Annotated in this window: 10 protein-coding genes and 1 pseudogene; 4 read left to right on the forward strand and 7 right to left on the reverse strand. The window is 47.9% G+C overall.

Annotated features, from left to right (window positions below; translation table 11 throughout):
- Positions 1–31: 31 nt before the first annotated feature.
- The 3 genes from ACES2C_RS09620 to ACES2C_RS09630 all read right to left on the reverse strand — a co-directional run bounded on the left by ACES2C_RS09620 (position 32) and on the right by ACES2C_RS09630 (position 3,240).
- Entirely contained in the window at positions 32–991 is a 960-nt protein-coding gene (locus ACES2C_RS09620) for an outer membrane beta-barrel protein (RefSeq protein WP_374166726.1), read from the reverse strand.
- Between the two features lie 107 nt (positions 992–1,098).
- Positions 1,099–1,995, reverse strand: coding sequence for a PorP/SprF family type IX secretion system membrane protein (locus tag ACES2C_RS09625; RefSeq protein ID WP_374166727.1), 897 nt, complete (start codon positions 1,993–1,995; stop codon positions 1,099–1,101).
- A gap of 48 nt (positions 1,996–2,043) precedes the next feature.
- Positions 2,044–3,240, reverse strand: coding sequence for a gliding motility-associated C-terminal domain-containing protein (locus tag ACES2C_RS09630; protein WP_374166728.1), 1,197 nt, complete (start codon positions 3,238–3,240; stop codon positions 2,044–2,046).
- 408 nt (positions 3,241–3,648) lie between these two features.
- Here ACES2C_RS09630 and ACES2C_RS09635 point away from each other — a divergent pair, with 408 nt between their 5' ends.
- The 3 genes and pseudogenes from ACES2C_RS09635 to ACES2C_RS09645 all read left to right on the forward strand — a co-directional run bounded on the left by ACES2C_RS09635 (position 3,649) and on the right by ACES2C_RS09645 (position 7,275).
- Complete coding sequence (locus ACES2C_RS09635) at positions 3,649–4,776, forward strand: outer membrane beta-barrel protein (RefSeq protein ID WP_374166729.1); 1,128 nt, start codon at positions 3,649–3,651, stop codon at positions 4,774–4,776.
- Between the two features lie 152 nt (positions 4,777–4,928).
- Positions 4,929–6,334: pseudogene (locus ACES2C_RS09640) on the forward strand (ammonium transporter).
- A gap of 251 nt (positions 6,335–6,585) precedes the next feature.
- Positions 6,586–7,275, forward strand: a complete 690-nt coding sequence (locus ACES2C_RS09645) for a tyrosine-protein phosphatase (RefSeq protein WP_374166730.1) — start codon at positions 6,586–6,588, stop codon at positions 7,273–7,275.
- A gap of 41 nt (positions 7,276–7,316) precedes the next feature.
- Here the strand turns inward: ACES2C_RS09645 and ACES2C_RS09650 are convergent, their stop codons facing one another.
- The 4 genes from ACES2C_RS09650 to ACES2C_RS09665 form a co-directional block, all read right to left on the reverse strand.
- Positions 7,317–8,264 carry a hypothetical protein gene (locus tag ACES2C_RS09650; protein ID WP_374166731.1) on the reverse strand — a complete coding sequence of 316 codons (948 nt, stop codon included), beginning with the start codon at positions 8,262–8,264 and terminating at the stop codon, positions 7,317–7,319.
- Positions 8,265–8,346: 82 nt separating this feature from the next.
- Positions 8,347–9,072, reverse strand: a complete 726-nt coding sequence (locus ACES2C_RS09655; protein WP_374166732.1) for a YebC/PmpR family DNA-binding transcriptional regulator — start codon at positions 9,070–9,072, stop codon at positions 8,347–8,349.
- Positions 9,073–9,151: 79 nt separating this feature from the next.
- Positions 9,152–10,096, reverse strand: a complete 945-nt coding sequence (locus tag ACES2C_RS09660; protein ID WP_374166733.1) for an NAD-dependent epimerase/dehydratase family protein — start codon at positions 10,094–10,096, stop codon at positions 9,152–9,154.
- Positions 10,097–10,143: 47 nt separating this feature from the next.
- Positions 10,144–11,439 carry a PAS domain S-box protein gene (locus tag ACES2C_RS09665; protein ID WP_374166734.1) on the reverse strand — a complete coding sequence of 432 codons (1,296 nt, stop codon included), beginning with the start codon at positions 11,437–11,439 and terminating at the stop codon, positions 10,144–10,146.
- Between the two features lie 565 nt (positions 11,440–12,004).
- Between ACES2C_RS09665 and ACES2C_RS09670 the strand changes: the two genes are divergently transcribed.
- Positions 12,005–13,927 carry a beta-N-acetylhexosaminidase gene (locus ACES2C_RS09670; protein ID WP_374166735.1) on the forward strand — a complete coding sequence of 641 codons (1,923 nt, stop codon included), beginning with the start codon at positions 12,005–12,007 and terminating at the stop codon, positions 13,925–13,927.
- The last annotated feature ends 17 nt before the right edge of the window (positions 13,928–13,944 follow it).

Consider the following 13,944-nt stretch of genomic DNA (forward strand, 5'->3'; position numbering starts at 1 on the left):
AGCTAAAAGCGGGGCGGCTCTCTGGGTATGTTTAGTCGATCTTGATAGGGCAGCCTGCCCCGTCAACTACCGTTTGGGGAGGAGTAGACGGACATTTGTCGAATTTATCAGATACTCCATCTCCGTCACTGTCGCCATTTAGCTTACTTACTTCTTTCTCTGCCTGGTCAACGCGCTCCTTCAACGCTTCTGCTTCCTGTCTCAATGTCGGGTCTTTTAATTCATCATACATGAGAGCGGCCGGGTTTTCCCAGGTCAGGTCATGTTTCTGAGAGGAGCCAATTGCCAGTTCTAGTCCCATGTTGGCGTAGCCCCACCTGTCCGGATTTGACACTCCTGCAGCAATGACTCCATCCAGATCATCAGCATCAAGGAAATAGATTGTATAGGCGAGATCAAAGTTCAGGCGGGGAGTAAGGCGGAACTTCATTCCTGTTCCAACAGGAAATACCGGATTGTGAGCATAAGTCCTGTTGCCATTTTTGCCCGACTTGCCTTTCATGTCTATTACACGGTTGTTTTCATCAACAACGGATGCAGCATAGCCCGTGTATCCTGCCCCGGCTTTGAGGAAAAAGTTAAGATTGTTTTCTCTCCTCAGGATGTCAATGGTAGCAACATTCAGAACAGCCTGCAGGCTGGCTGTCCATCCTATTTCAGATTCAAAACTTCTTTGCTTGAAAAGAAGCGGCTTGTCTTTGTTGTCAGCAGAGACCTTGCCTCTTAAAAACACAGCTTCAACGCCGAAGATATGCGACAGCTGCTTCCGTACGCTGGCTCCGTATCCCAGCCCGATGTTGGAATTGCTGAAGTCGTTGCTTCCTCCTATCGCGGCAGAAGGAGCCAGGGTGCCGGCGTGTACGCTCACCGCCCATGTGCGGTATTGAGCGGTTCCGCCGAAGACTTTAGGGCGGGTAGTTTCCTGGTCCTGCCCAAACGTTTTCAATGTTATAATGGAAAGGATGCAAAAAAGTGAAATTGACTTTTTCATACTGGTTATATCAGGTACGACAGGAGCTGTGGTCTGGCTATTAATAGCGCTGGCATTGCCCCGTCTTTTCTATTTTAAATTAAGTTGACTGACTGGATCTTGCCGTTCTATAATACTCTGGCTCTTATGCCGATTTCGAAGCTTCCGTTTGTATTGTTGCGTAGTTTGGAAGTTTCGGCGGTATAGATGCCAAGGAAGGAAAACGCGTTGTAGTTTACGTTTAGCCCGAACGTGACGCTCTTTGAGCTGTGGTAAACAGACATGAGTTCTACGGTCTGCTGTGCAAAGGCAACATTAAGTCCCGCATCCCAAATGTTATCGCTTCCTTTTACTCCCCTGAATGCAAACCTCGGCTCTACAGCCGTCTGGCCGTTTTCTCCGGCGAGGTTGACCTTGTAGCTGATGGCGGAGTAGAATGTAGACTGATCAGCATAATCACTCTGGTCCTTGTCGAAACGCTGTCTCAGATTAAGTACTGCACCATCGATGGTTAACCCTTTGCTGGTGAAGGCCAGGCCGATATCGCCATCCATGGTGTTTTTATTTCCGTTATAGAGATCGTATCCTGCATCCGTTGGATCGCCGTTGATCAAGCTTCTGTCCACGCGTTCGTTTTTAAAGCCTGCCGAGGCGCCGAGGCTCAGCTTTTGATCATTGCCGCCCAGCGGCAGGTGATAGGCAAAGGATGCCATACCGCGTGTTCCTGCCAGTAGTCCGGCTTTTTCATTGCTCAGGTTAAGGCCAATGCCTGTATTCTTTCCGAGGGCGTAGCTGCCCGTCAGGTATTGGAGTTTAGGGGAGCCGGGAATGCCGCTCCATTGCTGTCTGTACCCGAAGGCAAGGTCAAGGCCGCTCTGCAGCCCTGCGTAGGCCGGATTGATCTGATATCTGTTATGATAATAGGATGCCCCGAAAGGCATTAGCTGAGCATTTGTAGTTTCCGCGAAGCCGAGCAATAGGAAAACAGAGCCCGCCAGGCGAAGAAAGGAGCGTTTGGTAATCATTTTAAGAAGTTCTTAGTTAATGCTGCTGTTTTTTTGATGGAAGACCTTTTATCGGCGAAGAAGTGTCACGTATCCCTTGAATTTGCCAAGTCCGTCGCCAAAGTCAATTACATAATAATAAGTGCCCTGGGTAAGCGGGGTTCCCTGATAGGTCCCGTCCCAGCTGTTATCATAGCTCTTTTTATTATATACAACTCGTCCGCCGCGGTCGTAGACGGTCACCTCGTTATTGGGATAAACATCTATGTTCTCCACTAACCAGGTGTCATTCTTGCCATCGTTATTCGGAGTCAGGATGTTTCTTGCATTGATGGTCTTGTAATCATCGAGAACAGTGATCGTGACGCTGGCTGTTGACGGGCAGCCTTCTGGTCCGGTTGCTGTTACCGTGTAGGTTGTTGTTTCCGCCGGGCGTACTTGTACTGTTGCCGTGTTTCTTACAGACTGGAATCCGGGAGCATCACTCCAGCTAAACGTACTGCCCGAAGCACTGGTTGCAGTCAGTTTAACTGACTCACCACGACTGATCCCTAACCCTCTGTCGCTTTTTATACTGATAGCGGGACCTGCTTTCAGTGTAAGTGTGCCTCTGACGAAATTAAAGGTGTAATTAGGCGAGCTTCCGCCAGCGGCGGTGATGGGATACGTCCCTGCTTTGGAACTGGCAGTGGCGGTAGTGCTGAACGCCGGCCGCGAAGTGAGGTTCGCCTCTGTCTCCGTGCCGACAAAACCTCTGTATGTGCCTGAGAGAGCTGGTATCGTTCCCTGGCAGCTTTGCTTGTCGTCAGCAGCGACCGTTAGGATCGCCCGGGTAATAGTTCCTGTAGTGGTAGCGCTGACAGTTGTGAGAGAATAGAAATCTTTGGAAGATCCCGAGAGGACAAGGTTGGTTACGGTGACAGTTTTGTTGCTGCCTGCGTTCGCGTCATTAAATGACGCAGTCCCTGATACAGACACTTTGCCCTTATCTGCCTCCTCAAGGCCGTTCAGGACGTAGTTCTCCGGTTTTAACGTAACAACTGCAGTTCCATCGTACTGCTTCGTAATTGCTACCGAGTTGTTCAGCGTCAGTGTAACAGGCTTGCGGACATCCGCTGTCGCCGGGTTATTCTCCGTATTGCTGCCTTTGCCTGATTTACCGCTTAAAGCAGGAGCGGTGCGATGGGCGGTGATCTTCTCCGCGCCTTTTGAAATAGCTGTCGAAACAGTAAGAAAGAGTACAAGTAGTGTAAAGTTTAGCCTCATAGTGAAAGTAATTAGTAAGAGCGAAAAAGGAACGAAATGCAAAGCTAATATTTTTCGCCGAAGAAAATAATTGTTCTGCCTTAAACTGCTGGTATTGACTGATCTAAGGCTGAGCGGCTATTTCTTTCCGAATTCAGGACTTAGGGGAATGGTAAGTGCGAAAAGGGCTGTTTGTTTCTTTTGTCTTTCGTTTGTGTAAATTATTGACTTTTATTTTGCATTAATTCTGTTTTTTGTTTAGAAATATTTTGATTTTTCTGATTTTTTATATCTTTATAAAAAAAGGTTTAGTATATAGCGCTACAGTTTGTCTTTTTTGGTTCTTTTTTGCGGTTTTGTCCGTTTTTGTTTGTTATTAGTCCGGTTTCTTTCCTATAAAGTTTCGTTTATAACCAAAAAATATAAATTATGATCAGATTTTTAGCTAAATGTCTTTGTTTTTCTGGTGTTTTTGTTGCTACTGGTACGCGCTTATTTGCTCAGGATAGTGCCAGTGTCTCTCCGCTGGTTATTTCCGGATCTGTAGATGCTTATTATAAGTATGACTTCGCCCGCATCAAGGGCGGGAGTGGCAATATTCCAACATCTTTTGCTTCGGATAATAATTCAGTCTCGCTTGGTATGATCGATGTGGCTTTGAAAAAGTCGACAGGGAAGGCTTCGTTTGTAGGGGAGGTTGCTTTTGGTCCCAGGGGGCAGTATCAGTCGATACCGAATGGCGATGGAACGGATGGTAATACTTTCCATGTTCAGAATTTGTACATGACCTATGCCTTGTCTGAGAAGTTTTCTCTTACCGGGGGGTATATGGGCACCTTTGTTGGTTATGAAGTTATTTCCCCGGCCGGGAATTTTAACTATTCAACTTCTTATCTCTTTACAAGTGGTCCTTTTCAGAATGCGGGAATTAAAGCCAATTATGCTTTCTCGGATAAATTAGGTCTGATGGTGGGGCTTTTTAATGATTGGAATACGTACAGGGATTTTAACGGTGTCTCGCATTTTGGAGCTCAGTTATTTCTTTCGCCGGTGAAGGGCTGGTCGGCCTATATTAACGTTCTTACAGGGCGGTCTGCTGCTATTCCTGCGTCTGGTGATGATCCTGGAGTGGCGGGATCCGCAGTTCTTGGTTCGGGTACAATAGTAGACCTTACTACCGCCTATCAGATTAGTGAGTCATTCAAGCTGGGTCTGAACGCGGCCGACTACTCGCTTCCCGCGGACAATGGGGGTTATTCGGGGGTAGCGCTTTATCCGCAGTATGCCTTTTCTGCAAGTTGCGCCCTTGGTCTTCGTGGTGAGTATTTTAAAGTCAAGGATGTAATTGCGGATGGTTTAACTGCAGAAGGGGCGTCTGTGGCTGCCCTGACTTTATCGGCAAATTTAAAGTCGGGAGGGCTTACGTTTATTCCTGAAGTTCGTCTGGATAGTTCATCTGATCGTGTTTTTTCTAAAAATAATTCGAGTTTTTCCTCTGGTCTTAAAGATTCTAAGCGCGCCTCGCAGTTTTCCTTCGCTGTTGTTTATTCTTTTTGAGTAATTTTGTTTGGTTTTGTTAGTTATTTTTCAATTATCGAAGGTAAAATTTGGATTTTGATGGGTGTTCTTGAATTTTTGTTTGATTTTTGTTGTATTTGTCGTGGTTTTATAAGTAATTTTGATAGAGAAGAATATAAAATGTATGCAAAATGAGTAAAAGTGTAGTTAAACAGACGGTTCCGTTTATGCTTCTTGTAGCGGCGGCGTGCGCTTCAATCTTTATCCCGTCACTCCCTCACTTCGATGACGGAGGAAAAATCTATAATGGTGCCGACATTGCGTGGGTTCTCGTTTCTACCGCCCTCGTATTTCTGATGACGCCAGGACTGGCATTTTTTTACGGGGGATGGTTCACCGGAAGAACGTTCTTTCTACCATGATCAAAAGTGTCGTTGCTGCAGGTATCGTTACGGTTCTCTGGATCGTTGTCGGTTTTAGTATGGCCTTCGGTCCATCTTTGAACGGAATTATAGGCGACCCTACTACCTATCTCTTCTATAAGGGTGTTAACTCAGGCGCTCCCTGGGCCGGTGCCCCTACCATACCGTTTACCCTCTTTTCTGTGTTTCAGTTAATGTTCGCCATTATCACGCCTGGACTTGTGGTGGGAGCAGTAGCAGGAAGGATCCGCTTTACCTCGTACATTACATTTATTGCTCTCTTCTGCCTGTTTGTTTATGCGCCTCTGGCTCACTGGAGCTGGCACCCGGATGGTTTTCTCTTTAAAATGGGGGCGCTTGACTTTGCCGGAGGAACAGTGGTTCATATTTCGGCCGGCTGTGCCGCCCTCGCGGGAGCGCTCGTCCTAAAGCGCCGCAGGGCACATATTGAGAAAAAGGAAGTTCCCCCTGCCAATATTCCTTATGTTCTGATCGGTACCGGTCTTCTTTGGTTTGGCTGGTTTGGTTTTAACGCCGGATCTGCCTTGGGTGCCAATGCGCTGGCAGTGTCTGCATTTGCCACTACTAATACCGCCGCCGGTGCCGCCGGGCTTGCATGGATGTTTTTTGATGTCATAAAAGGAAAGAAACCATCTGTGCTGGGCTTTTGTATCGGCGCCGTAGTAGGTCTGGTAGCCATCACGCCGGCAGCTGGATTTGTCGCGATTCCACAAAGTATTTTCATCGGCTTTATTGCGGCAATTATTTCCAATGTCGTGGCGCACAAGATAACCAATTCGAAGATTGACGACACGCTTGACGTTTTCGCCTGTCACGGTCTCGGCGGAATGGTGGGAATGCTCCTCACGGGGATTTTTGCTACCAAGTCAGTGAACAGCGCTGGTGCTGACGGCTGGTTTTATGGAAATCCCGAGTTTTTCTTTACCCAGCTAAAGGCTATGTGTATTGCGGTGGCTTATAGCTTCACTGTGTCTTTTGTGATATTCAAAGTGATTAACCTGATCCAGCCGCTTCGTGTTTCTCAGGAAGAAGAGGAAATTGGTCTGGATGCCACTCAGCATAATGAAAAATATATGCAGGGCACGCTCCTTGTCACAAAGAACGGAGTGCTCGCCGAGGAAGAAGAAATGATCAAGGACGGCGACGACCTTTAGCGGACTGCGCAAGTCTGCCCTGGAGGCTGCTGTCTCCGTACTAAAGACCTTTAGTCCCTTTCGCCAGGGCCTGAAGGTCTTTTCTTTTATCTATTATCCGTATCTTTGACGCTCCGGAAAGAGGGCTACTAAAGAAAAGCATTGTATGCCGCAGGTACACACTGAAGTAAGCCGATTTGCGGACGTACAAATGACAGGTGATCCATGTTTTCATTTTTTTTCGACAACCGGCAGAGAAGACTCTCGAATGGATGGGCGTAGATATTCATTCTCACCTGATCCCGGGAATTGACGATGGTGTTTCTGATGCTCCGTCTTCTGCCCGGTACATCCGTTCGCTCAACGAACTCGGAATTGAGAAGTTTATCTGCACTCCCCACGTCTTTACCGAAATATATCCCAATACCCCTGATACCATTGGCGCTGCCGCCTGGGAGCTTAAAGCAGAACTTAAGCGGCAAGCTGTGGATGTGCAAGTCTCAGCTGCCGCAGAGTATATGCTAGATCCCGACTTTAATTCAATTCTTGAGGAGGGAAAGTTGCTTTGTCTGGGGGGGACATATGTTCTGGTTGAGATGTCATACCAGGTAGAGACGCCGAAGGTGGAACGTTATATTTTTGACCTGTACATCAAAGGATACAAGCCTGTGCTGGCGCATCCCGAGCGCTATGTGTATTATCATAATAACTACCAGCAATACCGGAGGCTGCGTGACAGAGGGTGTCTCCTTCAGCTCAACCTTCTGTCGCTTGCCGGGTATTACGGTAAGGCAGTGAGGCAGGTAGCGTTAAGTCTGCTAAAAGAAGGCCTGATCGACCTGGTGGGTACTGATCTTCACCATGAGCGCCATCTTCAGCAGCTTCAGGAGTTTGTGAAGAGCGGCTCGGCGGGCAGGATCCTGAGAGGATATAGCTTCAGGAACAAAGAACTGTTTATGTAAGCCGGACGTTCACGCTGCCGTGCCGTTATGAAGATCCTTTTTTATTGCTCCGCGTCGGGCTTCGGCTTTATATTCTTTATATTGAACCTCGGTTTATATGCTGGTTTAGGAGATTCGTTTATCACATCTGAATCAGAAGGCTTCTCCGGGTCTTTATCTTCCTCTTTTTTGGTTCTGTTTTCCTGGGGCACTGCCGTCTCTGCGTTCTCCTGCTTACTCTCCTGTTGTTCCTGAGCGGCGGGCCTGGTATTTTTCATATTAAAGCGTGGCTTGTATGCTGGTCTTGCGTTTTCTGCCTCTTTCGGAGCTTCTTTTGCTGGTTCCGGAAGGCTGGGCTCTCCTTTCTGATCTTCCTTTTGATGCTGCTGCTCTACTGTATGCCCTGTCTGTTCCGCTGCGCCCGAGGGACTTTCAGGAATGTTCCGTGCTGCAAATCGTGGTTTATATCCCGCTGTTTTTTGATCACTGTTTTCGGGCGAGCTTACCACTGGCGTGCCTGATACCTCTGTTTGTCCCGGGCGACTTTCTACCTTTTGTGCATCTTCTGAAGGTGTTCCGGAAACCGGCTTGACATTTCTGGGCTTAAATGCTGGTCTAGTACCTGAAGGCGCTGTATGTTTTGCCTCCTGAGGGCCGCTGTCGGGAGGCGTTACAGCTTCAGGATCTTCTGTTTTTGTCGCTGCAGCTTTGAACCTGGGCTTAAAGCCTGAGACTTTAGCTGCCGGGGCCGCTTGTTCAATGGTGGGAGAGGAGAGTGATTCGGATTGAGATGCAATGCTCGTTTCCGCCTGCTTCAGCACTTCTTTGGGAGATTCCTGTAAACGGTACAGATGCCTCAGCTTGTTAAACCAGAATTTCTTGCTATGGTCGAAACTCTTTTCTCCCATTTGAGAGAAGTGGGTTTTGAACTCAGTATAAAGAGCATGGTCAGCTTTTTCAAGCTGTTGCAGATCAATCTTCTTCTTTGCAAAAAATTCTTCGAAAGTCATATATATCCTCCTGGCAACGGAAGGATCTGATAGCGACGTCTGTTCTTTTCCAGAGGGGCGCAATCAGATCCTTTTGCCCCGGTTACTCTGCCATATTGTGATAGACAGCCTGTACGTCGTCGTCCTCTTCCAGCTTATCTAAAAGTTTGAGTACGTCGGCAGCCTGTTCCTCTGTAACCTCTGTTGTAGACAAAGCGATGCGCTCAAGTTTGGCACTCTTTACCTCTATCCCCTTCTCTTCAAGAGCCTTTTGCATTTTACCGAAATCTTCAAAGGCTGTATGGATAACGGCAACGTCATTTCCTTCTTCGTCCGCTTCAACAAATAGCTCCTCCAGTCCTGCATCGATCAGTTCAAGCTCAAGCTCTTCAAGATCCACCTGGCCTGGCTCAAACCGGAATACTGATTTGCGGCTGAAGACGAAGTCGAGTGAACCGGTCTTGCCCAGCGTTCCGCCCACCTTGTTAAAGTAACTGCGAACATTGGCTACTGTTCTGTTTGTATTGTCGGTGGCAGTTTCCACAAGGATGGCCACTCCGTGGGGCGCGTAGCCTTCGTATACAATTTCTTCGTAGTCTTTATCTTCCTTGCTTGATGCTCTTTTTATAGCTGCTTCTACCCGGTCTTTAGGCATGTTTACCGCTTTCGCATTCTGGATCGCTGTCCGCAGGCGTGCATTCGTTTCCGGATGAGGCCCGGCCGACTTCACCGCTATTGCAATTTCTTTTCCCAGACGGGTGAACTGGACAGCCATCTTGGCCCAGCGTTTAAATTTTCTTTCTTTACGGAATTCAAAAGCTCTTCCCATATATGTAAAGTGTATATTAAAAGTAAATAAGGGGACCTGTATTGGCAGGGCCTAAAAGTTCCAAACTTAATAATAAAATCTATTTCCGCAGATGCTTCAGCATTTCTTCCGTTGTCCGGCTCATGTCAAACCTGGTTGCCCAGTTCCAGTCGTTTCGCGCATAGCTGTCGTCAATTGAACGCGGCCAGCTATCGGCGATGGCCTGTCTCGGATCGTTAGCAACGTAACCCAGTGTAAAGGAGGGGATATGCACGCGAATTTCCGCAGCAAGTTCTTCAGGCGTGAAGTCCATGCCTGAGAAGTTATAGCTGGACCGTATGGTCAGCCGGTCGGCTGGTGCCTCCATCAGTTCAATGGTTCCTCTTATCGCGTCATCCATGTACATCATGGGCAACCTGGTGTCGGCTGAAAGAAAGGAGCTGTAGCTGCTTTTCTTTAAGGCGTCGTGGAAAATGTGGACAGCATAATCTGTTGTCCCGCCCCCAGGGGCAGCTTTCCAGCTGATCAGTCCAGGATACCTCAGGCTCCGCACGTCAAGTCCATGTTTTCTGAAGTAGTATTCGCACCAGCGCTCTCCCGCCAGTTTACTGATTCCATAGACCGTGTTGGGGTCCATAACACAGTACTGGCTCGTATGATCCTTTGGAGAGTTGGGGCCAAAGACGGCGATCGAACTGGGCCAGTACACTTTCCTCACGTTAAACTCAATTGCAAAGTCGAGGACATTTAAAAGGCCGTTCATGTTCAGGTCCCATGCAAGCTTCGGATTTTGCTCGCCCGTAGCCGAGAGTATGGCCGCAAGAAGATAGATCATGGTAGGCTTATACTTCTGACAGATATCTTTGAGATTGTCTTTGTCGAGTACATTTACAAACTCGAAAGGGCCTGCGTTACGGGTGTCGTAGTCGGGCCGGCGGATGTCGCAGGCGATCACCTTATTATCGCCGTATATGGTTCGTAGTTCAGCTACCAGCTCGGTTCCGATTTGTCCGTTGGCGCCTATTACCAGAATAGTATCGTGCATGTGCAAAAGTAAGGATTTTGTGCATGTACTGAATTATATGGAAACGTTTAATGACAGATCTGCTTTGATTTGTCTTCGTCCCGGCCAGCCGTGATGCTTCCTTCGAGTGCGTTGATTTTTCTGATATTGTCAACAATGATAGTATCGAGCTCCGCGGAGCACCTTTCTAGGAGGCCGTGGAGTTCTTTTTGTTCATTTTCTGTAAGCTGCTCCTTCAGGAGTGCCATCAAACTGAGGATAGAAGCCAGAGGTCGTCTCGTTTCATGCGAAATGGTCCAGGCGATTTCTCGGAAGGCTTTGTAATGCAGGTTCAGTGTGAATTCTTTTTCTTTTTGCTCAGTAACGACGGTCTCCACGGAAATAAAAAAATCGAGCTGTCCGGAGGGGTCAAGAATAGGGGAGATGTTCATTTGTGTCCAGTACTCTTCTCCGTTTTTTTTGTAGTTAAGGAGTTCTCCATGAAAGAACCTCCGCTGAGCAAGGGCGTCGACTATTAAAGCGACTGTCTGCATATCCGTTTTGGGGCCAAAAAGGATTTCGCTGGCTTTTCTGCCCGCGGCCTCCTCAAGAGAGTAACCGGTAAAGGCAGAGAATGCCTGATTTACCCATATAATGTTCCCCTTCGGATCGATCATAATCACCAGGTTGTTGATTTTATTGATCACTTCGGCCATTTTACGGCTTTCTTCATGTGCCTTCCTTGTTTGACTGATGCTTTCTGCCAGCTGATCGTTCAGCTGCTTTTCCTTTGCCAGTGACTGCTCCAGCTTTCGTTTGCTGTTTACTGCTTCTGTTACGTCGGTCACCATTACCATACTGCAGTACTTGTTGTTGAAATAAATGCGGTGCGAGGTTATGGAAACCACCATCCTGTCGCCTGATTTTGTGCGATGCTCCCAGAGGAAGCCGTCGGACATAGTCGTTTCGCCTATCTTTATTGCGTCCTCCAGTTTCCCGATCTCCTCCCTGGGTCGGATATCCATGATGGTCATTTCCAGGAACTCTCGCCGGCTATAGCCGTATTTCAAGATAGCCGCCGTGTTTACTTCAATGAATTTCCTCGAGTCCACCTCGTAAATCCACATCGGGTTAGGATTAGAACTGAACAAATCACGGTACTGTTTTTCTGATTGCTCGAGCTTCCGGTGCTCTCGTCTGATTTGAAAATAAAGAAAAATAGTGGTGAGGATCACGAACAGGAGGTCGTTAAAGCCCCTGATGGAGTCCTGAATGTTGAATTCGTGATGGCTGGCCAGAGCTGTTATGACCGGATCGCTGCTTATTGCCCAAAAGACGCCAAGCAACAAAAAGTAAACAGGAATCTTTACAGTTCGTATTCGCATGTGTTCATTTTAAGTTCTAAATGCTCCCAAGCTTACATGTTCGTGTTTCCTGCGGTGTACTTTCATTCAGATTGCAGAAGGTTTCATAAAAGCCGCGGTCAGATCGCTTCGCTTAGTACCTTCAAGTTCCTTTTGTTCGGGTTCATGAGCCAGGCTCATAAATCCTTTTTCAGGCTTATCCGGGTGCGCGGCATTTCCATCTTCGCTTTACTTATACCGTCCTTTTTTTAAAATAGTTACCTCCTGTTTCATTTTGTTCAGGCTTGAACAGGTGCTTGCCGCACAGTAGAGCTCTCGGGCGGGAAATGAAGGGTAATATGGCCAGGCTGGGGTTACTGCTGCCAGTTTTCTATTGCCCGCTCCAACGCAGATGCGCGAGCTAAGCTGCGGAGGCAGTACCCGGACTGTAGCCTGTATGCAAATCTGATCAGGAAGGCGCTGTTTCGGTGTTAGTTCTCAGACTTTCTACCAGTTTCGCGTACCCAGTCGCAGCCCGTTTTTTTGATAATTAGCAGAAAGGTCCTATCTTCCCCTTTTTAATCAAAACACACGTTAATCAATTATCATGTCTTCCTTAAAGTCATTTATGCTGGCCGTTGTCTTGTTTGTTGCAGGTTTAACAGCGACGGCCCAAAAAACAGCAGGTAAAATTTCCATTATTCCGGAACCTGTAAGCGTTGTATCAGCCGAAGGATCGCTGGTTCTGCCCTCCCGGATCGTAATCAGGGCCAGGGGCGGGCAGGAGCCGATGAACGTCGGCGAGTATCTGAAAGACAAGCTCAGAAGTACAGGGAAGCCGGTTGTGCTCAGCTCGTCGGCAGAGTCGGCTACTATCCAGCTCTCTCTGCTTTCTGATAAAGATAAACAACTGGGAAGTGAGGGCTACAGACTAAGGGTAACTTCGGCGCACGTCATGGTCAGCGCAAATGAGCCTGCAGGTCTCTTTTATGGCGTGCAGTCCCTGCTCCAGCTATTGCCAAAGGAAATTGAAAGTTCAGAGGTACAGGAAGACGTAAAGTGGCGGTTACCTCTGGTCACCATAACCGACTATCCGCGCTTTGGATGGAGGGGCCTGATGTTTGACGTTGCACGGCACTTTTTCGGCAAGGAGGATGTGAAACAGTACATTGATCAGATGGCCCGCTACAAGTTTAACTTGCTGCATCTGCATCTTACTGATGATGAGGGATGGAGAATAGAGATTAAGAGTTATCCAAAGCTGACCGAAGTTGGAGCGTGGAATGTGAAGAAGGTAGGCTATTTTGGAACATTTGACCCTCCTGCTCCTGATGAACCGCGCAACTATGGTGGTTTTTACACGCAGGACGATATAAGGGAGCTGGTTCAATATGCCAGGGAGCGCTATGTAAATATTCTTCCTGAGATCGATGTGCCGGGTCATAGCCTGGCTGCCGTATCTTCTTATCCTGAACTCAGCTGCACGCCGGAAGCTTCGCAGTATAGGGTAAGATCGGGTGAGAAGATCATGGACTGGTCGCATGGAGCTCCTCCAAGGGCGCTGGTAGATAATACGCTCTGTCCGGCAAATGAAAAGGTGTATGAGTTCCTCGACAAGGTAGTGGGCGAAGTTGCGCAGTTGTTTCCGTTTGAATATATTCACATGGGGGGCGATGAATGTGCCAAGAACTTCTGGGAACAGAACGAAGCGATTAAGAACCTGGCCCAGCAGAACAACCTGAAGACGATGGAAGAGGTCCAGGCCTATTTTGAAAAGAGGCTCGAAAAGATCGTGATCTCGAAGGGGAAGAAGTTTATGGGCTGGGATGAGATCCTGGAAGGAGGTCTGGCCCCCAGCGCTGCCGTAATGAGCTGGCGGGGGATGAAGGGTGGAATAGAGGCCGCTAAGCAGAAGCACGAAGTGGTAATGAGTCCTACAACATTTGCCTACCTCGACTATATGCAGGGCGACGCCGCTATTGAGCCGAAGGTGTACGCCACCCTCAGGCTGAGCAAAGCATATCAGTTTGAGCCGCTTCCTGACAGTGTTGATGGCCAGTATATCAAGGGTGGACAAGCAAATTTGTGGACGGAACAGGTTTACAACATGAGGCATGCCCAGTACATGACGTGGCCGCGCGCTTTTGCTATTTCAGAGTCTCTCTGGACGCCAAAAGGCAAGAAGAACTGGGACTACTTCTTTAGCCGGGTTGAAAAACACTTTGGCCGCTTTGACGAGGCGGAAATAAAGTACGCTCCGAGTGTATACGACCCGATCATTCGTACCAGCACCAGTCCCGACAAAAAGTTACAGATCTATCTGAGTACGGAGGTGAGCGGACTTGACATCTATTACACCTTCGACAATTCATTCCCTGACCGGTTTTATCCGAAATACACAGGTGTGCTAACTGCGCCTAAGGATGCGGTGATGCTCAAGATGGTGACCTACCGTGGAAATAAGCCGGTAGGAAGAATGATATCTTATCCTATTAAAGAATTACAAGATAAATTAAAGACGCAGCAATAAGAAGGCGACAGGCGAAG

The sequence above is a fragment of the Arcticibacter sp. MXS-1 genome, assembly GCF_041902385.1.
Lineage (GTDB): Bacteria > Bacteroidota > Bacteroidia > Sphingobacteriales > Sphingobacteriaceae > Arcticibacter.